The 22,529-nt window shown below is 34.4% G+C and carries 18 protein-coding genes and 1 pseudogene; 7 read left to right on the forward strand and 12 right to left on the reverse strand.

The features are described 5' to 3' along the window. From HNP25_RS05600 to HNP25_RS05620, 5 genes are all read left to right on the forward strand, one after another. Complete coding sequence (locus HNP25_RS05600) at positions 1-837, forward strand: DUF6671 family protein (RefSeq protein ID WP_184131605.1); 837 nt, start codon at positions 1-3, stop codon at positions 835-837. Positions 838-840: 3 nt separating this feature from the next. Continuing rightward, positions 841-1,800 carry an L-threonylcarbamoyladenylate synthase gene (locus HNP25_RS05605; protein ID WP_184131608.1) on the forward strand — a complete coding sequence of 320 codons (960 nt, stop codon included), beginning with the start codon at positions 841-843 and terminating at the stop codon, positions 1,798-1,800. Positions 1,801-1,833: 33 nt separating this feature from the next. Then, positions 1,834-2,796: a sodium-dependent bicarbonate transport family permease gene (locus HNP25_RS05610; protein WP_184131611.1), complete on the forward strand. Its 963-nt coding sequence runs from the start codon at positions 1,834-1,836 to the stop codon at positions 2,794-2,796. A 69-nt stretch (positions 2,797-2,865) separates the two neighbouring features. Further along, positions 2,866-3,462 (forward strand): MarR family winged helix-turn-helix transcriptional regulator, encoded by a 597-nt coding sequence (locus HNP25_RS05615; RefSeq protein ID WP_184131615.1) that lies wholly within the window; start codon positions 2,866-2,868, stop codon positions 3,460-3,462. 134 nt (positions 3,463-3,596) lie between these two features. After that, complete coding sequence (locus HNP25_RS05620; RefSeq protein WP_184131618.1) at positions 3,597-4,319, forward strand: DUF2490 domain-containing protein; 723 nt, start codon at positions 3,597-3,599, stop codon at positions 4,317-4,319. On the opposite strand, the pseudogene HNP25_RS21970 reads toward HNP25_RS05620, so the two are convergent. The 3 genes and pseudogenes from HNP25_RS21970 to HNP25_RS05635 form a co-directional block, all read right to left on the reverse strand. Beyond that, positions 4,316-4,420, reverse strand: a pseudogene (locus tag HNP25_RS21970) (hypothetical protein); the annotation flags it as partial. The gene HNP25_RS05620 and the pseudogene HNP25_RS21970 sit on opposite strands and share 4 nt — an antisense overlap. A 169-nt stretch (positions 4,421-4,589) precedes the next feature. Continuing rightward, a complete protein-coding gene (locus tag HNP25_RS05630) occupies positions 4,590-5,294 on the reverse strand; it encodes a LytR/AlgR family response regulator transcription factor (RefSeq protein ID WP_184131620.1) in 705 nt (234 codons plus the stop codon). Further along, positions 5,291-6,010 carry a sensor histidine kinase gene (locus HNP25_RS05635; RefSeq protein WP_221432412.1) on the reverse strand — a complete coding sequence of 240 codons (720 nt, stop codon included), beginning with the start codon at positions 6,008-6,010 and terminating at the stop codon, positions 5,291-5,293. The genes HNP25_RS05630 and HNP25_RS05635 overlap by 4 nt, the downstream gene beginning before the upstream one ends. Positions 6,011-6,287: 277 nt before the next feature. Here HNP25_RS05635 and HNP25_RS05640 point away from each other — a divergent pair, with 277 nt between their 5' ends. After that, a complete protein-coding gene (locus tag HNP25_RS05640; protein ID WP_184131625.1) occupies positions 6,288-7,160 on the forward strand; it encodes an ABC transporter ATP-binding protein in 873 nt (290 codons plus the stop codon). A gap of 12 nt (positions 7,161-7,172) precedes the next feature. Then, the gene (locus HNP25_RS05645) at positions 7,173-10,442 is read left to right on the forward strand and encodes an ABC transporter permease/M1 family aminopeptidase (RefSeq protein ID WP_184131628.1); all 3,270 of its coding nucleotides are present in this window, start codon (positions 7,173-7,175) and stop codon (positions 10,440-10,442) included. Positions 10,443-10,778: 336 nt separating this feature from the next. On the opposite strand, the gene HNP25_RS05650 is transcribed toward HNP25_RS05645, so the two are convergent. From HNP25_RS05650 to HNP25_RS05690, 9 genes are all read right to left on the reverse strand, one after another. Beyond that, positions 10,779-11,774: a type II toxin-antitoxin system HipA family toxin gene (locus HNP25_RS05650; RefSeq protein ID WP_184131631.1), complete on the reverse strand. Its 996-nt coding sequence runs from the start codon at positions 11,772-11,774 to the stop codon at positions 10,779-10,781. Position 11,775: 1 nt separating this feature from the next. Next, entirely contained in the window at positions 11,776-12,099 is a 324-nt protein-coding gene (locus tag HNP25_RS05655) for a HipA N-terminal domain-containing protein (RefSeq protein WP_184131634.1), read from the reverse strand. An 11-nt stretch (positions 12,100-12,110) separates the two neighbouring features. Next, a complete protein-coding gene (locus HNP25_RS05660) occupies positions 12,111-12,314 on the reverse strand; it encodes a helix-turn-helix domain-containing protein (protein WP_184131637.1) in 204 nt (67 codons plus the stop codon). Between the two features lie 365 nt (positions 12,315-12,679). Continuing rightward, entirely contained in the window at positions 12,680-13,816 is a 1,137-nt protein-coding gene (locus HNP25_RS05665; RefSeq protein WP_184131640.1) for a DUF7005 family protein, read from the reverse strand. Between the two features lie 3 nt (positions 13,817-13,819). Continuing rightward, positions 13,820-16,738 carry an NHLP bacteriocin export ABC transporter permease/ATPase subunit gene (locus tag HNP25_RS05670; protein ID WP_184131643.1) on the reverse strand — a complete coding sequence of 973 codons (2,919 nt, stop codon included), beginning with the start codon at positions 16,736-16,738 and terminating at the stop codon, positions 13,820-13,822. Between the two features lie 148 nt (positions 16,739-16,886). Then, positions 16,887-19,076, reverse strand: a complete 2,190-nt coding sequence (locus tag HNP25_RS05675) for an NHLP family bacteriocin export ABC transporter peptidase/permease/ATPase subunit (protein WP_184131646.1) — start codon at positions 19,074-19,076, stop codon at positions 16,887-16,889. Between the two features lie 17 nt (positions 19,077-19,093). After that, positions 19,094-20,356: an NHLP bacteriocin system secretion protein gene (locus HNP25_RS05680; protein WP_184131649.1), complete on the reverse strand. Its 1,263-nt coding sequence runs from the start codon at positions 20,354-20,356 to the stop codon at positions 19,094-19,096. A 15-nt stretch (positions 20,357-20,371) separates the two neighbouring features. Continuing rightward, a complete protein-coding gene (locus tag HNP25_RS05685) occupies positions 20,372-21,916 on the reverse strand; it encodes a TolC family protein (RefSeq protein WP_184131652.1) in 1,545 nt (514 codons plus the stop codon). Between the two features lie 51 nt (positions 21,917-21,967). Next, positions 21,968-22,483 carry a cyclic nucleotide-binding domain-containing protein gene (locus HNP25_RS05690; protein WP_184131655.1) on the reverse strand — a complete coding sequence of 172 codons (516 nt, stop codon included), beginning with the start codon at positions 22,481-22,483 and terminating at the stop codon, positions 21,968-21,970. Positions 22,484-22,529 lie beyond the last annotated feature (46 nt).

The following is a 22,529-nucleotide window of genomic DNA, read 5'->3' on the forward strand; positions in this document are numbered from 1 at the left end:
ATGTTTGAAGGGCGAACATTACTGATTGCAACGAAACATCGAAAAGAACAAGTAATAGCACCCATTTTAGAGGAAGCGTTGGGAGTAAAATGTGTTGTGTCGGAGAATATAGATACAGACGAATTGGGAACATTTGCAGGCGAAGTAGAAAGGACGAAAAGTCCTTTAGAAACGGCAAGAATGAAATGCGAATTGGCAAGAGGAAAGGATAAGTTTGATTTGGTTTTGGCAAGTGAAGGCTCTTTTGGTTCACATCCACAATTGTTTTTTATGAAAGCAAATGAGGAAATGTTGTTATTGAAAGATTACCAAAACGAAATAGAAATAGTTGTAAATAAACTTTTTACTGAAACAAATTTTGATGCCGAAACGTTTTCTTCTGAACAAACACTTATTGACTTTGCTCAAAAAGTACAGTTCCCCAGTCATGGTCTTATTCTTCGACCTTCCAAAGACAATTTTACCGAAATGACCAAAGGAATTATAGATTGGCAAACCTTAAAAAAAGTTTTTCATAGCATTCATAAAAAGTATGGATTTGTTTATGTCGAAACAGATATGAGGGCAATGTATAATCCGACAAGAATGAAAATGATTGAAAAGACGACGCAAAAACTGGCAGAAAAAGCCAAAAGTCTTTGTCCGATTTGTAGTACACCCGGTTTTGGGATTACTGGTTTTCATTCGGGGCTTCCTTGTCGTATTTGTGGCTTACCTACAAGTTCTATCAAAACGGTGATATTAAGTTGTCAAAAATGCTCGCACAGCAGCGAGCAATTATACCGAGAAAATAAACTAACAGAAGACCCAATGTATTGTGATTTTTGTAATCCATAAATTATGATTGAAGTAACAAAAGATATAAACAGAGCAGCCTTTTTTTTAAATAATAACGAAGTAATAGGTATGCCAACCGAAACGGTTTACGGTTTGGCAGGGAATATTTATAGTGAGCAAGCGATTAAAAAGATTTTTGAAGTAAAAAAAAGACCTTTCTATAATCCTTTGATTGTACACATAAAATCGGTAGAGTACCTTGACAAAGTAGCCGTAGAAATACCAGAACAAGCCATTAAGTTGAGTAATCATTTTTGGCCCGGACCACTTACTTTGTTATTAAAGAAGCATCCGAGTATCCCCAATATTATCACCGCAGGCAAAGAAACTGTTGCCGTTAGGATTCCCAAACATCCGACAGCTCAGTCGCTTTTGGCATTATTGGATTATCCACTTGCCGCACCAAGTGCTAATCCATTTGGTTCGATTAGCCCAACAACAGCCGAACATGTAGCCGAGTATTTCAGTGAAAAAATTCCCGCAGTGTTAGACGGTGGTGCATCTGAAAATGGATTAGAATCAACTATTATCGGATTTATCGACAATCAGGCAGTTTTGTTTAGACATGGAGCGATTTCGATAGAAGAAATTGAAGCGGTAATTGGAAAAATTGCGATTAAAACCAGTGCCAAAGACCAACCCGACGCTCCCGGGATGCTTTTGAAACACTACGCCCCGAACACGCCTACTTTTGTTACCGACGATGTAAAGAGCATGATAAACTCATTTTCGAGAAAAAAAGTAGGACTGATTTTATTCAAAGAGCAATTAGAAAATCTGGGAAAATATACTCATGAAGTACTTTCAGAAAAGGGCGATTTACAAGAAGCAGGAGCAAATCTGTATGCCGCAATGCACCGATTAGATAAACAAAAATTGGATGCAATCATTATTGAAAAACTACCCGATATCGGCATTGGGCGAAGTATCAACGACCGATTAGAAAGAGCACGATTCAAATAAATTTTATCATCATAATCCTTAAATCCTTACAATATGAACTTACAATTACTCATTGAAAATTTAACCAATCCAGCACTTTTGTTTTTTGTATTGGGTATCATTGCCGTACAACTCAAGAGTGATTTAGAAATTCCGCCAAATTCTTCTAAATTCATTTCGCTCTATCTCTTGTTTTCGATTGGTTTCAAGGGTGGGCAAGAGTTGGCACATAGCCCATTTAACCTTGAGATTATTTGGGCTTTACTTTTTGGGGTTTTCTTGGCTTGTTTTATTCCACTTTACAGTTTCTTTATCTTGAAAAAGAGACTAAGTATCGAAAACGCAGGAGCAATTTGTGCCGCCTACGGTTCGGTAAGTGCCGTAACTTTTGTAACGGCGGTTTCTTTTTTAGAAATGCAAAATCATACGATGAATGGCTATATGGTAGCCGTAATGTCGATGATGGAAGCACCAGCCATCATTGTTGGCGTAGTGTTAATTAGGATTTTTGGCAGTAAAAGCGATACGCCACAAGGTTTGAAAACAGTAGTAAAACACTCATTAACCAACGGTAGCGTACTGTTAATTATCGGGAGTTTAATCATCGGTTTGTTGGCAAGTGAACAACAAGCACAAGGAATCAAACCTTTTACAACCGATATTTTCAAAGGATTTTTAGCGATTTTCCTTTTAGATATGGGGATTATCAGCGGTAAAAAAATCAGTAATTTTTATCAATCGGGCTGGTTTCCCATTCTTTTTGCCATAATAATTCCCATTTTCAATGGTTGTTGGGTAGCTATTGCCAGTGGTTTGATTACCCACGAAGTAGGCAATAGATTCATTTTTGCGATATTGGCGGCAAGTGCTTCTTACATTGCCGTACCTGCTGCCATGAAAATAGCAGTACCCAAAGCCAATCCCGGTTTATTTTTACCGATGGCTTTGGCGGTAACCTTCCCAGTTAATATTACTTTCGGAATGCCCATTTATCTGGCAATTGTTGAGTATTTCTAATTTTAATCACATTAATGAACGGATTACTCTTCAGTAATTATCTAGCATTATTTTTAATACTACAGTAAAATGGGAAAATTTGAACTTTTAAAGTTATTGATAACACAAGTTGAAAAGTATTATGCTAGCGAAGACACGAGTAAAAATTTAGATTCCTTCCTAATTTGGCTTACCATTGAAAATAATAGAAATAGCATTATTTTGGACAAGATAAACGATAAAACAGATGCTGAAAATAGTATTGAAATGCTTAATGGTTTATTACATCGTTATGTCAAGATGTATTCCAAACAATTATTAGAATACTCTACCAATCTTAGTTTTGAAGAGTATTCATTTTTAGCGACGCTGGGAGGGTTAAAAAGTTGTACTAAGTCTGAGTTAATTGACTTGATGGTTTATGAGAAGTCAACAGGGCTTGAAATCATAAAAAGACTTATTGCGAAAAAACTTATTTCTGAGGAGCCCAACCAATTAGACAAACGAAGTAAACAAATCACGCTAACAGATATAGGCAATAATATCCTCATTAAAGCCTTAGTTCAAATGGAGGGGGTTTCATTAGAATTTACGACAGCTTTAGATATAGCTGAAAAAAGCATACTTCATCGTATCTTGCTGAAATTAGTAAACTCCCACAGGCAACAACCTGATAGGGCAAAGTGAAAAGATTGAGAATGAGCTATTGTATCTTTTCACTCATTATTTAACAATAACACAGATAAAAATTTGCTGATTATAATTGCTTTACTATCTAACGGAAGACTGATAGTAAAGCGATTATAATTAAAAGATAACAAATGAAGAAATTATATTTTGTATTGCTTATTCATTGTTTGATAATCAATAATTCTATTGCTCAAACACCCGATTTGGGTACTTGGAGCATATTGAATGTAAAATACAATCTCAATGAAAAATGGAGTGTTTGGGGCGAAGGACAAATTCGTTCATTAAAATTTTTTACTAATTTTCATTACTATGAGTATAAAGGAGGGGTTAATTATAAGTTCTCTAAAAACCTTGCATTAACCTTTGGAACAGGTAGTTATCAAACCTATAAAGAAGGAGGAGATTTTATCTTACCTAAAAATAATGATGAGCTTAGGATTTGGCCTCAAGTTATACTTTATCAGTCTATTAATAAACTTAAAATTGAGCAGCGATATAGGACAGAATTAAGATTTACAAGCAATGGTTATCGGAATAGATTTAGATATAGGCTCGGATTATCATATCCTCTAGGCAAGCAAAGGGATGAATACAGTCCTCTACAAATTAATTTAAGCAATGAAATCTTTTTTACCGATCATGAACCTTATTTTGAAAGAAATAGAATGTTATTTTCTATCAATTATAAACCAACAAAAGCATCAATAATACAAATCGGCTATTTGCATCAATTTGACTACAAGATTGATGATGAGACAGGTCGTGATTTTCTTCAAATAGGCTACTTTATAGATATTTTCCCTGTAAAATCATCTCATAAAACTTCTAGCAACGACATAAATGATAATTAGGTGTATATTGAAAATATCCAAAAATATACTGTTAGTATTGGAACAACGGCTTGTTCCAATGCTTTAATATCTCCATAGATTATTCGTTTACTAATCGAGAATTTTTCAGTTAATTAGTTAGTAATCAATAGTCATATTGTCTGTAATTAAGTCAAAATCGCAGTTAATCTAGGGAAAGTCATTTTGTATCGTTCATTGGTAACGCTTAATAATTTTCATAAAATTTCACCCAAAAACAAGTAATAAAGTACATTGGAAATGTTGTTTCTCTTATTTTAAAAGTCGCTCTAACTGTACCTTAAATAGTTTTCCAATAGGCACCGTGTAGTTATCAAGAAATATCTGATTTCCCTCTATGCGTTTGATGTGCTTCTGTGCTACCATAAACGATCGATGTACTTGAAGAAAACTGTCAATAGGCATGAGTTCCATCATGGAAGCTAATTTTCCACGGGTAGTAATGATTTCTTCTTTTAGTACAATTTTAATATAGTTGCCCGAAGACTCAATAAATAAAATATCATCCATTACAATTTGAATGTATTTATTCTCTGAACGTAGGAAAAACCTTCCTTGCTTTTCATCGCTCACTGTACTTTGCGTGTTAGATGGTACTTTTTGAGTGTCTGTACGCACCTTATTAACCGCTTTCAAAAAGCGTTCGAATGAAAAAGGTTTAAGTAAATAATCAACAATGTTTAATTCGTAACCTTCTAAGGCGTGTTCTTTATAAGCTGTAGTAACAATTACTTTTGGTGAATGAGACAACGTTTTTAGAAATTCGAAGCCCTTCAGTTTAGGCATATTCAAGTCCAGAAAAATCAAATCTACCTCGTTATGACTGAGGTATTCAATGGCTTCAATGGCATCGTAGCAGTGCTGCATCAATTGCATATTGGGCAATAGCGAGCAATACTTTTTGATGATGTCATGTGCCACCGATTCGTCATCCACAATAATATATTTAATACTCATAAAGTAAGTCTTAATCTAATTGTATAAATATCTGCACGCTTAGAAGATATTTCTAATTCATGTTTGTTCAAATAAACTAATTCAAGTCGTTTTTTCAAATTATTCAGACCAATGCCTTGATTCCCAACTTGTTCCTCAGTATCAAAATTATTTTCAATTTCAAAATCAATATTTTGCGATGTAGCCTTCAAGCGAATATAAACAAACGCATCTTTTCTGAGTTTTTCTACACCATGCTTAAAAGCATTTTCAACCATAATAATCAAGAGTAATGGCATAATTTTAACATGGCTATCTTCTACATCTACATCAAAGCGAACGGTAATTTCCTTGTGGTATCGCATTTTATGCAAATCCATGTAGTTTTCAAGATAGGTAATTTCATCCGCTAAAGTAACCCAATCATTTTGTCCTTCATAAATACTATACCGCATCATATCAGATAATTTGAGAATTAACTCCTGAGCTTTAGCGGTGTCTTTTTCTACCAATCCATACAAATTATTCAAAGTATTGAAAAAAAAGTGCGGATTAACCTGACTTTTCAAGTGCATTAACTCAGCTTGTGTTTTATCTTTTTTGAGTCGGAGTATGAATTTAATCTGAATAATTAACCATCGTATCATCCAAACCATCATCGAAATGAAAAATAGTAGAATGAAGATGTGATAGTCTTCTTCTTTTCCAAAAAAATCATTAAAAACCACCAGTAACATGGTGGTCACGATGAAAAAGTAAGGCACCAGCCTTTTAAGAAATTGCTTATCGAATAGTTTTTGCCGTAAAGTCATTCCACAAAACTACACAAAATTTCAAGCCCAGTCGATTGGTTGTTACAGATTTATCAGTTGGCGTGATGAACGTACTGTTTACGGTTATCAAGTGCTTTTGCCACGCAGCACCAGCAATTCATACCTATCTGAAGTACGCCTGTCCCAGTTCTTTTTATAGCCATTCTATTCAGTTTAATATTGGGTCAAAATTAAATTAATCATGGATAATCTAATAATTACTGACCTTTCTAAAACATACAACAATGGAGTTAAAGCACTCCAAAACGTATCATTACAAATACCCGTGGGGATGTTTGGACTGCTTGGACCAAATGGAGCAGGGAAATCAACGCTCATGCGTACAATAGCGACCTTACAGGAAGCCGATGCTGGAAGTATTCAATTGGGAAATCTCAATATTTTAGAAAACAAGAATGAATTGAAAAAAGTACTGGGTTACCTACCTCAACAATTTGGTGTATATCCAGCACTATCTGCCGAAATGTTATTGAATCATCTAGCGGTCTTAAAAGGGATTATAAACCGAAAAGAGCGTAAAGAAATGATACACGCCCTTCTCGACAAAGTAAACCTGTATGAGGTTCGAAAGCAAAAATTGGGGGAGTTTTCTGGAGGAATGAAGCAACGCTTTGGCATTGCTCAGGCATTGTTGAACAACCCTAAGTTACTGATAGTTGATGAGCCAACAGCAGGTTTAGACCCAGTAGAACGCAACCGATTCTATAATTTATTAAGTGAAGTGGGAGAGCATACCATCGTAATTCTCTCAACGCATATCGTTGATGATGTGAAAGAATTATGTCCTAGGATGGCCATCATTAACAAAGGGAAGGTGGTTATTCAGGGGAATCCCGCCGAAATCATCAAAAACCTTCAAGGACGGGTGTATGAAAAGACGATACACAAAAACGAATTGGAACAATACAAAAAGGAATATCAGGTCATCAGTGAACGTCTGTATTTAGGAAATCAAATTGTTCATGTAATCAGTGACATACACCCAGGCTCAACCTTCAAACTTATTGAAGCCAACCTCGAAGATGTTTATATGTCTCAAATTTTCAACAGCTAATCTTAACGCACCATGCTATACGAATTTTTTATATTTGAAATTAAATACCGTTTAAAGCGACCTGAAACCTATTTCTTTTTTCTGCTGCTATTTTTATTCTCCGCAGTGGGCGTGGAGTTTGTTTTTCAGGGCATAGATTTAGGGTTAGTGAAGAAGAATTCGCCAATGGTGATTGCTAAAACCATGGGAGCGATAACTGGATTGTCGATGATTATTGCATCGATGATTATGGGCGTTCCTGTACTACGTGATTTTCAGTACGACGTTACTTCACTTATTTATGTTAATCCCATTTCCAAAAGGAATTACCTTTTAGGACGTTTTTTAGGCTCTTTTGTGGTGTTACTCTTTATTTTCAGTGCTGTGCTTGGGGGAATGATAGTGGGAGAATTCTTGCCATGGAATAATCCAAACGAATTTTTGTCTTTTCAATTTATCAATTATCTACAGCCCTTTCTTTGGGTGGTTTTACCTACTTTGTTTTTTGGTGCTGCTGTATTTTTTACCACTGGGGCACTCAGCAAAAATTTAATGGTCGTATATACTCAAGGTGTAGTCATTTTTGTATTGTTTATGATTACTAAAGGCATTACTAATGAAACATTTCAAGCCTTACTGGATCCCTTTTCGCTTACTACATTAACAAAAGCAACTAAAGGCTGGACGGTAATGGATAGAAATTCTCTGCTGATTCCTATGTCGGGTATTATGCTACTTAACAAACTTTTCTGGGTAGGCTTGGGTATTCTGGCATTAGCGATTGGCTATATCAAGTTTCAATTGATGCTCATCAATGAAAAGACTTTCAATAAAAAACAAAAAGTAAAAACCTTACCAGTTACTTTCATTAAGAGCCTAACCACGGTTACACCTGTTTTTCATATTAAGGCTCAGTTCGTTCAGCTGTTGCTCAATGCTTGGTTTCATAGTTTGTCTATTCTCAAACTCATTTCCTTTTGGGCAATTATTCTGTGTTGCTTCATTATTATTCTTGTCAATTCTGTGAGTTTAGGCACATCGTATGGAGTAGATAGTTATCCAACTACCTATTTAATTATTGAAGAATTGCGAGAGATGTCCATTTACTTTTTCATGATTATTTTAGTCTTTTATGCTGGTGAAATCATGTGGAAGGAAAGGGATGTAAAGCTTAACCTCATTCATGATGCCACACCAATCTCTAGTTTTGTTATTGTGAGCAGTAGATTTTTAGGATTATTACTCATCTATGTCATTGTCATGCTTTCGCTCATTGTTGCAGGTGTGCTGTTTCAAACATTGAACGGCTACTATCGCTACGAGTTGGATGTCTATTTCTTTGGTTTTTTTGTAGAACTATTTCCATTTCTGGCTCTTTATACCTTTGCAGCCATGTTTTTTCAGGCACTTACTGGCAACAAGTTTATGGGGATGCTCGCAACCATCTCGTTCGCTATCATCAACGTAGCTATTGGCGTATTTGGTTTGGAACATGCCTTACTTAACTTTGGTGGACAGGCATTGGCCTCCTACTCGGATATGAATGGTTATGGACACTTTCTGAACGCTTATCTCTGGGTAAAATTCTATTGGGTATTGTTTGGTTTACTACTCTTAATTTTCGCCAGTGTTTTGATGGTAAAGGGAACTGAAACAGGCTTGAGTAAACGATGGACGAGGGGACTAAAGCAAAAAGAAAAATCGTTGAGGATTTTCAGTTTAGTTTGCTTGACGCTTTTTATCAGTATTGGAAGTTATATTTTTTACAATACCAATGTGTTAAATGAATTCTGGACTAAGGGTGAACAAAATAATTTTAGAGCTGATTACGAAAAGACGTTGAAACAGTTTGAATATATTCCACAGCCTAAAATTACAGATGTTAATCTAAAAGTTGAGCTGTTCCCATCACAAAGAGCATATAAAATTACAGGTTCTTATGTGCTTATTAATACTTCACCATTACCCATTCGGGAAATTCATGTACAAAAACTAATGGCATCAAATGTAGCATTAACAGATGTAACCTTTGACCGTTCTGCTACAGCAAACAACAATTATGAAAAATATCATTATACCATTTACCAATTGGGTCAAGCATTAGAGCCAGGGGATACAATGAAAATGAGTTTTAAACAGACCTTACAACCAAGGGGTTTTGAAACTGACAATGCTGATATTGATGTAGTGTATAACGGTACTTTTTTTGACAATGCCGTGTTACCGAGTTTTGGTTATCAGAAAAAATATGAAATGCAGGATGAGGACGAAAGAAAAGATTTTGGGCTGGCTCCAAGACACCCAAAAGCCAAACGTGATGATGTAAGAGAATTGGTAAATGCACGCAGTGGGAGTGATTCGGATGGCATCAACTTAGATATTCTAATCAGTACCGAAGCACCACAAACAGCCCTCACTTCTGGCGATTTAGTGGAAAAATGGAACGTAGATGACCGCAATTATTTTCATTACAAAACCAATCAGCGGATTATCCATTTTTATCCCATTGTGTCAGGACGGTATGAAGTAATGAGAGACACTGCTATTCCGTCAGGTAACATTTCAAAGGAGCGGGTTAATTTAGAGATTTATTACCAAAAAGGACATGAGTACAACCTGAAGCGTATGATGGAATCTATGAAAATGTCCTTGGATTATTACAGCAAACATTTTAGTCCTTATCAATATAAACAACTTCGTATTGTGGAGTTTCCAAGGTATCGAACATTTGCTCAATCTCTGCCAAGCATTATTCCTTTTTCGGAAGCTATCGGTTTTGTGATGGAAATTGATGATAAAAAAGATGTGGATATGGCATTTTATGTTACTGCCCATGAAGTGGCTCACCAGTGGTGGGGTTTACAACTAGAAGCTGCAAACGTACAGGGACAAAATATGATTTTGGAAACAATGGCACAGTATTCAGCCATCATGGTGCTTAAAGAAAAATACCCTGATAGTAAAGTTCGGCAATTTTTGAAGTTCCAATTGGATGAATACACAGAAGATAATTTAAAGTCTAGCAAGAAGGAATTGCCACTGACTTTGGTTGAAAATGAAGAACATATTTACTACAATAAAGGAGCAATCGTTATGTATGAATTACAGAAACAAATTGGAGAAAAAAATGTAAACATCGCTTTACAGCATTTTCTGAAGGATTGGCATTCTTTTAATAATCCTAAAAAGCCAAATCGCTATTCTACTACGCTGGATTTGATTCAGTATTTTCGTGAAGTAACTCCCGATTCTAAACAACATATTATAACAGAATTGTTTGAACAGGTGAATAGTATTAAGTGAGGATGTGTGCTTATGGTAATTAGTGGTATATTGATGATGGACTTTAAAGTGATACTATTCTAGCATTACTTTAAAGTCTGAAAAGGCTTTACTTAACATAACTATAATTATATGACAAAACACAAAACACTTTTTAAACCCCAAATATCCTTAATAATAATGAATATATGACAAATTCATGAGAGAAATAGTAGAAATCCTTAAATAGTCGATTTTTGTAAAGAACATTGATGGTTTCTGTGCAATGGCACTCAAATCAGAATTTGTTAAAAAAGCGTAATTAGCTACTTTTAGTTTTTACAAAATTGTCAGCTTAAAATCATCTCTAATTCTGTTTTAAAGCAAGTAATTGCGCTTTGTATTATACAATAGTAAATATGTTTTTTTACTGGTATCTGAAAGAAAAGAGCGATTCGTTAAGGTTTCTACTTGTGTTTGTCGTTGTAAAAATGGGTGCAAAAGTTTTACTACTCTATGTGTTGCAATGCCAATTCTTTCGCCAAATTCTATAAAATCATCTTGATGAACATGTCCTGAATTTTTGAAATGTTCAGATTCAAAACCATCTTTGAATAAACCCTTGTCTAAAGCAAAATCTGTATCGTCAACATGTAAACGAGTATTTATTAAATCGTAAGCAGGACTCAAAATGTAATCTCCTTTTGGAGTTTCAAGTACAGAAAAATTCTTTAAATGAGCGTCTCCATTACTAAAAAGGTAATTGAATACAACCAAAGAAAAGTACTTGTCCATTTCTATGCGCCAAGTTGGAATATATTTTTTTATCAATTCGGCCAGTTCCTCGTAACTGAATTCATATTTATAGTTGATTCCGAAGTTATCTTTCGTTTTACCTGCCAAACTGGCAAAGTCTTCTTCACCCCATTTCAAACCGTCGGGTCTGATGTCAAAACGTTTGGTGATATAGGAGGGAGTACCATCCTTAAAAAATACCAAAGCATTTTCTGCTGTTTTAATACCATAAACTTGGGCAGCAATTTGCATCGTGAGATGTTCATTGGCAGGAACTTGATCTACTTTTTTTAAATCTCTAGGAATTGGTTTTAGGATATACTCGCCTTGTTCGCCTTCTTTGGTAAGCCTCAATTGGTTTTTATCTAATAACAAACTTAGTTTTTCCTGAACGCCAGAAATGGAAATCCGTTTTCTATTTTCTATAAATAAATCTTCTGTTTCTTCATTCAATTGCGGTACTTGATAGGGTAAAATATGACTAACTTTTTTGTTCTTAAATACTTTTCTCAAACAAACTGGGCTATATGTGTTGAATCCTTCTGCTAAAGTGCCAGGGCAAAACTTAATGTCTTTCATATTAATTCAAAGGTTTAAGCGTTATGGCACCAATAGTATCATATTGAGAAGTTTTTGACAGCAATCCGAAATGGTCGTTCTCGTCAATTTTCAAAGTCATACTTTGCAATTTCTTGTTTACGCCTTCACTGAGCATATTATAGAAAAAAGGGAATAAAATTTCGGAAGTATATACTTGTGTTGATTTTGGTAATGTTAAACTAATTGATTGATTTTCAATAGATAATAAATAGTTATCATCATACTGGAATAAGTATTTTTCCCGATTTTCTTCAGTGAGTATTCCTGCTAAAATACCATTTCTGTACACTGCTAATTGTCTCATTGTTAGATATTTCAAGGATTAATTTTCTTAATAGACCAAACTAATTCCATTCCCAAAACTTCTGAAAGTTTGGTCAGGGTTTCAAGTCTTGGATTGGCTTTCCCGCTTTCAAAAGCTTTAATTGTTCTAAGCCCGACACCTGCCAACTCTGCTAAGTATTCTTGCGTAACACCTAATTCTTCTCTTCGTTGTTTTAGTTCCTGTGATAAGTCCATTTCTTTTAATTTGCGTGGTGCAATATACAGCACTTTTTTGTTTAAATATATATATTATAACAAAAAAAGTATCATAAAGTGCAGGAAACAGCACTTTATGATACTTTTTAATTACTAATTACGTATTTTATTTGATTGAAAAAAGAAAGTTCCGAGTAATATGAAAGTGTTGTTATGCTACTCTTTATAAAATTTTATGCCAGTAAAGCCATTTGATGATATTTCTTTTTTAAAATTATCCTTCTTATTCAAAATGCTCGGTGATATTTGTTACATAAAGATTTTTTTTGGAGGGGAATTATATTATCAAATTCGGTATCTCTTTCAATAGCAATAATCCCATCTATTTCAATATGTGAAGCAATCTAGTCATAGCAATACATTCTTGCTTCTTTGTACTTGCTAAGTAGTAAATATTTTCCGTTTTCTGAGGCTATTTCTAAAACGCTAACTTTACACAAGGCATCAATTCTAGCTATTTGGTCACTTGCTGAATCTATCTTTCCTAATTCTTCATCGAAACCTGCAATATTTGCTATAGCATTTTTAATGATTCTGGTAAGTTTTTCAAAGTTTTCAAAAGATAGGTCTGAACTACCCAGATAGTTTTCGAGCCTTGCTCCTTTTCTATAAATTGGATAATTTTCTAATCCCATGAATGCCAACATCCAATCCATATTATAGTAACCAATAGTCTTAGTAATTCCTACATAATCTGCAATTAGTTCGTCGTGAAGGTTATTAGACGCACACCCATATTTTTTTAACGTTAATAGATGTGTACACTCGTGTTCAAGTCTGATTGAATAGGAATACAACTTCCATTGAGATTCAGATATTGCTAAACTATTTGCAGAAACATTACTGTAAGATTTTGTACTTAAAATGATTATTCTATCTTTAAATAACTCTGAATTGGGTAAGACATTTTTTGCAAATTCCTCATTCCAGTTTTCTAAAGGATTATTGGCTAACCAATCTTGTTTCAAAGAATGTAATCTATGCCAATTATTAATTCCATTAATTAGGACTGCTCCCATTGAATCAGGAACAGATATTGGGTTGTTCTTGTATAAAAGGCTTTGAATGATTTGTTTAAAATCCTGATTGTTAGGAACTTTTATCACTGGAACTTTACCCGCTACACTTTCGAAAATATTAATTTCAATTCCCTCTGGGTCAATAAGATTTAGTGTATTCTCCCTTTTGACTGTAGTATTTTTCCCTTTCAATACTGTATTAATGTAATCCTCAGTTTTGTTTATTCCTTCTTCTATAGGAAAATTTAATTGAGGATAACACATTTTCAAAATGGAAAAGGCATTTCCACCAATAGCATCTGTCGCATAACTTTCCCATGAACTAATATATGGCTCGTCAATCAATAAGGAGTTAGGTTGTGCTTTTTGAGAAGAAAACTTATTCTGAAAATACAGTTCCAGTTCTTTAGATAAACCGTCACTTTCTTCTTTTAATGCCAAACTTGATAGAGTAGTTTCCATTGATTAAGCAATTTGGCGTTTGGCAAGTTGTGCAAAAAGAGCATCATTTTCCATTAATTCATCATACGTACCAGCTTCAACGATAGTTCCTTTATCCATCACATAAATACGGTCAGCATTCTTGATGGTACTTAGTCTATGAGCTATTATGATTCGGGTTGCTTGAAGTTTATCTAAACTTTGAGAAACAATATTTTGTGTTCTATTGTCTAATGCACTAGTTGCTTCATCCATAAACAGTAACCTTGGCTTATGTACAATTGCCCTTGCAATCATCAATCGTTGTCTTTGTCCACCCGAAAATGTGCCTGCTCCTTCACTAACAACAGTGTGCATTTCCATTGGCATTTGCTTAATATCATCCTCCATTCCTGCCATACGAGCAGCTTCCCAAGCATCATCTAATGTCAATTCGGAATTTCCCACAATATTTTGATAAATACTTCCTGACATTAATGCACCATTTTGTAAAACAACGCCGATTTGTCTTCGTACTAATTCTTTATTCATTGATTCAAAAGAATCTGTATCATAATAAATAGAACCTGCTTCGGCTTGTTCAAAGCCTAAAAGTAATCTCATAATGGTAGATTTACCAGAACCTGAGGCTCCTACGAAGGCAACCATTTCACCTGGTTTAACTTTAAAAGTAACGTCATTCAATACCAGTGGAAGGTCTTCTTTATATCTGAAAGAAATGGAATTCATTTCTATTTCTCCAGCTAATTCACCAGGGTCTATACTTTGTTCTGCAGATTCTGTTTCTTCTTCCAAAATAGGTTTAACTCTTTCGTACAATGTAATTACATTCAGAGAAGTGATGAGAGCCATACTTAGTCTCAAACTATCACCCAAAAATTTGTTAAAAGCACTAATAAAAGCCAAAAAAGCTCCTACTGAAAGCATATTTACGGCTTCAGCCGAGTTTAATATGGTATAATATAAGAATGAGAAAAAGAAGATACTGGTTAGAAGTGGGTAAGACGCATTGAATGTTTCTACAAAATTTTGATACATTCCTGAGTTAAATCCAAGTTTCTTTAAGTTTGAAAACTTATCTGCCCAAAGTGTAAAAACCCTACTTTCTCCTCCTGTTATTCGTATTTTAGTAATTCCTGATAGAAATTCAAATAAAAATCCTTGTATTTCGCCTTGATACTTAGATACTTGTCGATCATATTTTAATTTTAGTAATCCAATGCAAACGATAAAAGCGGCTGCAATTGCTCCTAAGAGTACACCAACCCAAGCTAACTTGGCATCGTAATAAAAAAGTAATATCAAATTGACAAAAGAGAAAGCTCCACTCAATACCGCTGTCATTAAAGTACTCGATACAATTTGACGGATAGCATTAATACTTAATACTCTATTGGTAAGGTCGCCGGCAGAGAATTTTTTATAAAAAGTCACTGGTAGTCTTAACATGTGATCCATTACTCCTGCTTGCAAATTAATACTTGACTTTGATTCAACCCTTAATTGTAGGACTCCTTGAGCAAGCTGTAAACCTGCGGATACGAATCCTATCATCATCATGATGACAAAAACTTCCGTGTGAAGAGATTTATCAGCAGTTGGAATAACATCATCATACATCAATCCAGATAGCATTGGTATCAATAAACCAATTAAAGTCCCTACGAATGCTGCAAGTATCAATATTTTAGAGTCTTTCTCTACTCCCTTGATGGCAAAAGTAACCACTTTTTTGATTGAAGTCATTTTACCATCAAATCCAGCAAAGAACATGTTGCCAATCGGCTCTAAAGTATCTGCAACTTCATTATCAATGATTAACTCTTCGCCACTTGACAAATTTTTCATTACATAACTTGTAGAAGTTTTTTGTAGTAATGCTACTGGAGTTTTGTCTTTTTTGGTAAAAGCCAATAAATGTCCGTTTTCTTCTTTCCACCAAGTTCCTCGCAGAATAACTTTACGAATTCTTATTTTTGAGCTCTTTGCAATGGCATATAATTGATTGGTAATACTATTTTGGTAGGATTCTATATACTTTGGCTCTTCCAAATCAAACCCAATTTGATTGCCAATTAATTGACAGGTTGCAAAAAGAACACTCTGTTTATTTGAACTTTGATAAACAGCAGATGGAGACTTTTCATCATTACCTACAACGATAGATTTTATTTTTTCTAAAGTAGTTTTTAGTCCTTGTGCTTCATTAATAAGTTTATCATGGAAACGATTGCTTTCTTCTGTTCTTTGGTTTTCAATAATTTTATTAAGTTGAGTATAGAAATACCCTTCTAGTTTGGTCAATGAAAGTAGAAAATAGATTTCGTCTTCAATGAGTACCTCTCTAGTACTTAACACTTTCACTTCTGTAGCATTGGTAAGAGTCTTTATCCATAATTTATTAGAAACAGGTGCAAGAAAATCAGGATATTGCACTGAACTGATAGGAGTACTTTCAGAAAAAACGTCAATTTCACCCTTTAGCAGGTGAATCCAATTGATACCACTTGAAGGGAAAGCAACCGTATTTTTTTCTAAAGTAGTTATTTTAAAATCATCAAGTGCTGTGTAAATTCTTGGAGTATTATTAGTATTTAAAACGGTGGATGTTTTAGCAATCCATTTATTAATCATGTTCTTTAAAAAGAAGGGATCAACATCCATTAGATTATTTTTGTCAATGGCTAATAGAGTAGCTTTATTTGATGAAATGATAAGTCTTGTATTGTCAGCATGAGTATGCTCAAGAGCCAATAAACTAAATAATATTTCTCCTTTCTGTGCGGAGTACAAGTGTTTTAAAGCGATTAAATACTCTCCATTTTCACCAATTTTAGTGTAAAAAACATTTACTTCACCCGAAAGTACTAGCCAAAATCTATCCGTATCGTTCAGAATAAAGGGATTTTCAACTCCGATATATATTTTTTCGTTTACAGACATGAGAGTAAATTTTATTGGTTCTAGATTTAAGTAATGAATACAATTTAAGCGACGTTTTGTATTTATGTAAGTAGTTGACTATTAGGCGTATGAAGTGCTAATCGCCAATCACTTTTTACTAATCACTACCTAAGTAGATAATTATACTTTATTTTGATTCAATCAACTGAGCGTAAACACCGTTTTGCTGCATCAGTTCTTGATGAGTTCCTCGCTCTACGATTTTACCGTATTGCATTACGATTATTTCATCACAATCCATAATAGTGCTGAGTCTATGAGCAACAATCAAACAGGTGCATCCTCTTCTTTTGATATTATCCATCACTAATTTTTCGGCAGTTGGGTCTAAGGCACTTGTTGCTTCGTCCATAATCAAAATAGACGGATTGGTAGCTAATGCCCTTGCTATTTCTAAACGTTGGCGTTGACCACCGCTAAAGTTAGAGCCTCCTTCCATCACCATACTATCATAAGCATCTTTTCTGACGGCTATAGTATCATGAATGGCGGCATCACGAGCAGATTGAATAATATTTTTATCCGAAATGGTAGTATCCCAGAAGGCAATATTTTCTTTAATCGTTCCATTAAAAATGAGTACTTCTTGGTCAATTACTGCCAAAGAATCTGTAATGATATGTCGGGGAAAATCGTCTTTGGGTTTGCCATCGAACAAAATTTCGCCTTTCCACGGTTTATATAATCCCGAAGCTATTTTAGCCACTGTTGACTTGCCACTTCCAGAACCTCCAACCAATGCAACCCTACTGCCGGGTTTCAATTTTAAATTAAAACCTTCAACCAAAGCTGGCATCGTGGTATTATATCCAAAGGTTACATCCTTCATCTCGAAATACCCAATCAACTTTTGATTGATGGCAGTATTCGAGTTTTTTGTTTGCTGATTATCGCCTCTAAATTGCTCATCCACTTCATAATTTATCACATCGTCTATACGACCCATATCACTTTCTGTTTCATTTAATAATGTACCTACAGAAATTAATTGATTAACAGGCGAGATAAAATTCCCCATCAAATAAGTAAAAGCTACCAAGGCTCCAAGGGTCATTTGTCCATCCATGATTCTTAAAGCACCTATGCCTAAAATCAAAGTAGTTGTCAATGAGGTAAGTAAAGGAGGAATCGCATTGAACCTAACTGATAACCATCCTAATTCTTGTTGTCCATTGGTTACTTTTGCTAAATATCCAATCCAATTAGTAAAGAAATCATTTTCTCTCCCCGACGCTTTCAAGGTCTCAATCATACTGATGCCAGATGTTGTTATGCCTAATAGTTTGCCCATTTCATTGCTCAAACGACGATTTCCATCTTTCCTCGCTCTTGATACATATTTAATAACACCGACATTAAGTGCTGCCATTAATATTCCAATAAGGGTTAAGGGAAGATCATACGAAAACATCAGGATAGCATAAAATACAACAACAATGATATTCAAAGCAGCATTGGCAAGGTCTCCACTTAGTAGTTTAGCTACTTTGTCGTTGAGTGATACTCTATTCCCAATTTCACCGCTATAACGTTGCGTAAAAAAAGCTATTGGTAAGTGAAAAACATGCCACAGGAACTTACTGGAGGTAGTTAAAGCTAGTTTTGTTTCTAGTTTGAGCAAATAATATTGTTGTAGATAAACTAGCACAGCATTAATTATTAAGGTTACTCCCATAATCAGTAACAATGGCATTACAAAGCCTGAGTAGCCATTTATCAAGTATTTATCAATAAATATTTGAATGAATGAAGGAATAACTAAACCAGGAATAACTAAGAAAAGGCTCACTAAAATAATATAGCCGATACTTAATTTTGAATTTGCAATTCTTGAACCCAAGGATGCAAGAAGTCCTCTTTTTTCATTTCCTTTTTCAAATGTTGCACTTGGATTAAAGGTAAGTACAACTCCAGTATAAGCTTCATCAAACTCTTGATGACTTACTTGGTATCTTCCTTGGGCAGGATCACTTAGAAATACTTTATTTTTGGTAAAGCCTTCTAACACTAAAAAGTGATTAAAATTCCAAAAAATAATCGCAGGTGTCTGGATTTGCATCAGCTTTTCAACTGATTTCGCATAGCCTTTAGCTTCCAAGCCAAATTCTCTGGCTGCTTTGATAATATTGGTAGCCTTCAAACCATCTCTTGAAACTCCACAAGCGATTCTCAGTTTTTCCAAAGGAACGAACTTCCCGAAATATCCTAATATAATGCTCAGTGCGGCAGCACCACATTCTACACTTTCCATCTGCAATACTGTAGGAACCTTAACGGGTCTTGCCTGTTTTTCGATAACAAACTTGGTAGTATCCATTTTTTAAAATTTGTTCATTAGTACAGGTCAAAAAATTTCTTAAATGCTGGTACAACAATTGTAGCAGGTGCTTCCTGTTTTATGGTAATTTTACCCGTGCAAGAAGTACCTTCTTTTATCAAAATGTCAGGACCTTTAGCTGAAGTCCATTTGAATCCACTGAATGATGCAGTATCTTTTTCAAATTCTACGTGAACTTCAAAAAGAGGCCCAGAAGCTAATAAACCTTTCGCTAATTGGTCATTCTTGACAGAAGTCATCATACCTTGTTGTGTAATGGGGAAGTCAGAAATGTAAGTAACTTTGGCTTTGATAAAACCGTATTCTTGTGGTTGTACGGTAGATGGAACTACAAAAGCCTCCATGCCTTTTTTAATTTTTTTGCCATCTTGCGAAGGAATATAAAGTACACCTTTCAACTTAGTTATCTTTTTTTCATGTAAATTTTTGACTTTAAACAAAGGCGTACCAGCAGCTACCATAACTCCAGCATCTGTTAGCACCTCGACTACTTCACCATCATAAGCACTTCTTATATTCGACTGAATATCATATCTTTCAGATATAAACTGAAGATTCCTTTCGGCTTCGGCAATTCGTTGATTTTGCAAAGTAATTTTTTGTTGTAAATCAAATCCTAGATTGAGTTTTCTGCTTGAGGTTTCTGCCATTTGAGATTTTAATCTTTCGATAGTGTTCTTAGAAGCATCAATTTGTTGTTTTGTATTAGCAACTTGCGATTTTACGATTAATCCTTTTTCAAGTAAATTATTTTCAGCTTCCAATTGATTACTCAGAAATGATAGTTTCTTTTTTTCTGATTCGATTTCACCTTGAATACTTATTCTATTTTGATTAATTATTTCGCCCTCCAATTGTGTTCCTTGACTACCGTAAGACATTAATTTTCCCATCTCCAATTTCCTGTCCGCCAATACAGCTTTTGCAGATTCTATTTGTTGAATAAGTTCAGGTTGTTGTATTTCAGCGATAATATCGCCTTCTTTTACATTCGTACCTATAGCAACGCTCAATTTTACAAGTTGACCTTGCGAAGTTGCAACAACCTCATGAACCTCTCCACCTAAAACTACTCCAACGGCATTGAGTTTTGTTTTTACTCTGCCCACAACAGCCCAGCCTATACCTGTACCTAATGCCAAGAAAACCGTAAAAAGAGCAATCCAAGCTTTTGGCCCAGTCACTTTTATGAGTTGGTCTAATTTCTCTGGTGTCGAAAGTTTTTCCAATGCTGACTTTCTGAAAAATCCTGCTGCCATAGTTTTATATTTTTATTAGTTATCGGTTTGAGGAATACTATAAAATGATTTTTGGTCTATCGTAAAACCTTGAATATCTTGAGAAATTAGCGTTCCAGTTTCATGTCTAAGGTTGATGATTGCATTAGCAAATTGTTGGTAAGCCTGTAAATATTCTAATTGTGATGACGTTAAGCGTTCTTGGAATAATATCAAATTTAAAAGAGTAGTCAATCCTGTTTGGAATTTTTCTTGTTCATTTTTGAAAGCTACTTGGTAATTATCCAATGCTTCTTTCGCCTTTTCAAGGATAAGTACACTGTTGTTCAGATTATTAAAAGCATTGCTAATGTTTAACTCTACATTTCTTTGAAGATTATCATTAACCACTTTTTGGTCATTTAAGGCAATGTTAATCTTAGCAAGATTACCTTTGGCTAAATTATTATTTACAGGAAATGTAAAGCTCAATTTAGCTCCAACGCTCATATTTCTACCTTGATTGCTTGTGAGTGAAGAGAAGGTTTCGTTAATACCATTACCCATACTTGCACTTCCGTAAGAAGCTAATGCCGTTAAGTCTAATTGTGGAGTTGTATTATTGGCTGCCAATTTAGCTTGCATTTCTAATGCTTCATATACTTTCTTGAGTGCTTTTAGGTCTGCCCTTTTTTCTTTTGCAAGTTTAAGGAAAGTGTTTTTATCTAAATCATTTCTATATTCTGACTGAGAAATTGTTGGAAACTCATTTTCAGGAATATCCAACAACATACTTTCTTCATTACTAAGTCCGATTGCTCCCCCTAAATTAAGCCTTGCTGTATATAAGTTCTGTTCAGCCAAAATCGTTAGTTTTTCCTGATTAGCTAAATCTGCATTTACCTGTACTATATCTCCCGCTGGTTTTTTGTCGGCTTTTATTAACTCATTCGTGATTTCTAAAACATTTCTAACCCTACTTTCATTCTGTTTATAAATTTCTACATTTTTGAATGCAGTAAAATAATTCCAGTAAGCAAAGCCTATCTGTAAGATTTCATAAGAGTTTGTAAATTCATTATTCTTTTTTGAATTCTCAATATAAAGTAGAGATACTCTTTCAGAAACAGTAGTAACCTCACGTCCTCTTCCTCTTAATAATGGTTGTGTTAAAGAAAAATTAATAGTACTTGTATGATTTCCCCAATAAGCTCCTACATTTTGATTAAAACTATTGAAGGGGAGATTACTATTATTGAAACCATAATTCAAACTTATATCTGTTGTTTGCCCTGAACGAAGCTTTTTACGAACACCCGCTGAGAATTCAGAAGTATTTGTTTTTAAAACCTTATCAACAAACTGATTTCTGGTATCTGCATCAAAAAGATTGTATCTACTATTTCTAACCAATAATCCTGAATATGAATTAACATCAAATACACTTTTTTGAATCTGAAAATCAGCTCCAGCATCTTGAATCGTATAAATACTTCTTTTTAATAAAGGATTTTTATCAAATGCCTTAGATGAGATTCCAATTAAATCACATTTGATTTTTGACTGACCGTATAAGTTGTTGATATAGACAACAAATAACAATATGTAAATACATTTACAAAACCTCATTACATTATGTGTTAAATATTTACTTTATACTTCAGAAAATCTATGCAGTATTTGCCCAAATCTAGCTCCAGCTTGTGCCACACCATCCAATACATTAATATCTATTAAATCTTCTTCTTCTGGATTTCCATATCCTAACTGATCTGTGGTTTTTCTCAATCTATTTGATAAAAACAAAGCCAAAGCATAGTAGAAATTTGCTCTAAATTCCATATTTGTTGAAAATCTAGCAGTTATCATTTCACGAGAAATTTGATACACAACAGTAGGCTGAGTAACGATAACTGAAACGGAAGGTGGTCTGGATTCTAGGAATGACATCTCTCCTACTATTTCACCAGCTTCTAGCTTTGCAACTGTTTCATTATTGTTGGTACATACTGCCAACTGACCAGATAAAACTATGTACAAACTATCAACAGATTCTCCTTTATTGATGAGTCTATCGCCTGTTTCCAGTGTTAATTTACTTCCGTTGGTAATCATCCACTCAACGTCTCTGTCATTTAGTTGACCTAAGAAAAAAAGGACTCTTTTCATAATTATCTTGTTTTAAAGTAATACACTAATTTATGCTGTTAATATT

Source organism: Arcicella rosea (assembly GCF_014204325.1).
In the GTDB taxonomy this organism is placed as follows: Bacteria; Bacteroidota; Bacteroidia; order Cytophagales; family Spirosomataceae; genus Arcicella; species Arcicella rosea_A.

What these genes read in the sequence shown, in the direction of transcription:
- HNP25_RS05620 (WP_184131618.1), top strand. Translation starts at nt 3,597, where the DNA reads ATGAAGAAATTATATTTTGTATTGCTTATTCATTGTTTGATAATCAAT.
- HNP25_RS05690 (WP_184131655.1), bottom strand. Translation starts at nt 22,483, where the DNA reads ATGAAAAGAGTCCTTTTTTTCTTAGGTCAACTAAATGACAGAGACGTT.
- HNP25_RS05650 (WP_184131631.1), bottom strand. Translation starts at nt 11,774, where the DNA reads ATGAAAGACATTAAGTTTTGCCCTGGCACTTTAGCAGAAGGATTCAAC.
- HNP25_RS05615 (WP_184131615.1), top strand. Translation starts at nt 2,866, where the DNA reads ATGGGAAAATTTGAACTTTTAAAGTTATTGATAACACAAGTTGAAAAG.
- HNP25_RS05630 (WP_184131620.1), bottom strand. Translation starts at nt 5,294, where the DNA reads ATGAGTATTAAATATATTATTGTGGATGACGAATCGGTGGCACATGAC.
- HNP25_RS05645 (WP_184131628.1), top strand. Translation starts at nt 7,173, where the DNA reads ATGCTATACGAATTTTTTATATTTGAAATTAAATACCGTTTAAAGCGA.
- HNP25_RS05605 (WP_184131608.1), top strand. Translation starts at nt 841, where the DNA reads ATGATTGAAGTAACAAAAGATATAAACAGAGCAGCCTTTTTTTTAAAT.
- HNP25_RS05665 (WP_184131640.1), bottom strand. Translation starts at nt 13,816, where the DNA reads ATGGAAACTACTCTATCAAGTTTGGCATTAAAAGAAGAAAGTGACGGT.
- HNP25_RS05610 (WP_184131611.1), top strand. Translation starts at nt 1,834, where the DNA reads ATGAACTTACAATTACTCATTGAAAATTTAACCAATCCAGCACTTTTG.
- HNP25_RS05670 (WP_184131643.1), bottom strand. Translation starts at nt 16,738, where the DNA reads ATGTCTGTAAACGAAAAAATATATATCGGAGTTGAAAATCCCTTTATT.
- HNP25_RS05640 (WP_184131625.1), top strand. Translation starts at nt 6,288, where the DNA reads ATGGATAATCTAATAATTACTGACCTTTCTAAAACATACAACAATGGA.
- HNP25_RS05675 (WP_184131646.1), bottom strand. Translation starts at nt 19,076, where the DNA reads ATGGATACTACCAAGTTTGTTATCGAAAAACAGGCAAGACCCGTTAAG.
- HNP25_RS05660 (WP_184131637.1), bottom strand. Translation starts at nt 12,314, where the DNA reads ATGGACTTATCACAGGAACTAAAACAACGAAGAGAAGAATTAGGTGTT.
- HNP25_RS05600 (WP_184131605.1), top strand. Translation starts at nt 1, where the DNA reads ATGTTTGAAGGGCGAACATTACTGATTGCAACGAAACATCGAAAAGAA.
- HNP25_RS05635 (WP_221432412.1), bottom strand. Translation starts at nt 6,010, where the DNA reads ATGTTACTGGTGGTTTTTAATGATTTTTTTGGAAAAGAAGAAGACTAT.
- HNP25_RS05680 (WP_184131649.1), bottom strand. Translation starts at nt 20,356, where the DNA reads ATGGCAGCAGGATTTTTCAGAAAGTCAGCATTGGAAAAACTTTCGACA.
- HNP25_RS05655 (WP_184131634.1), bottom strand. Translation starts at nt 12,099, where the DNA reads ATGAGACAATTAGCAGTGTACAGAAATGGTATTTTAGCAGGAATACTC.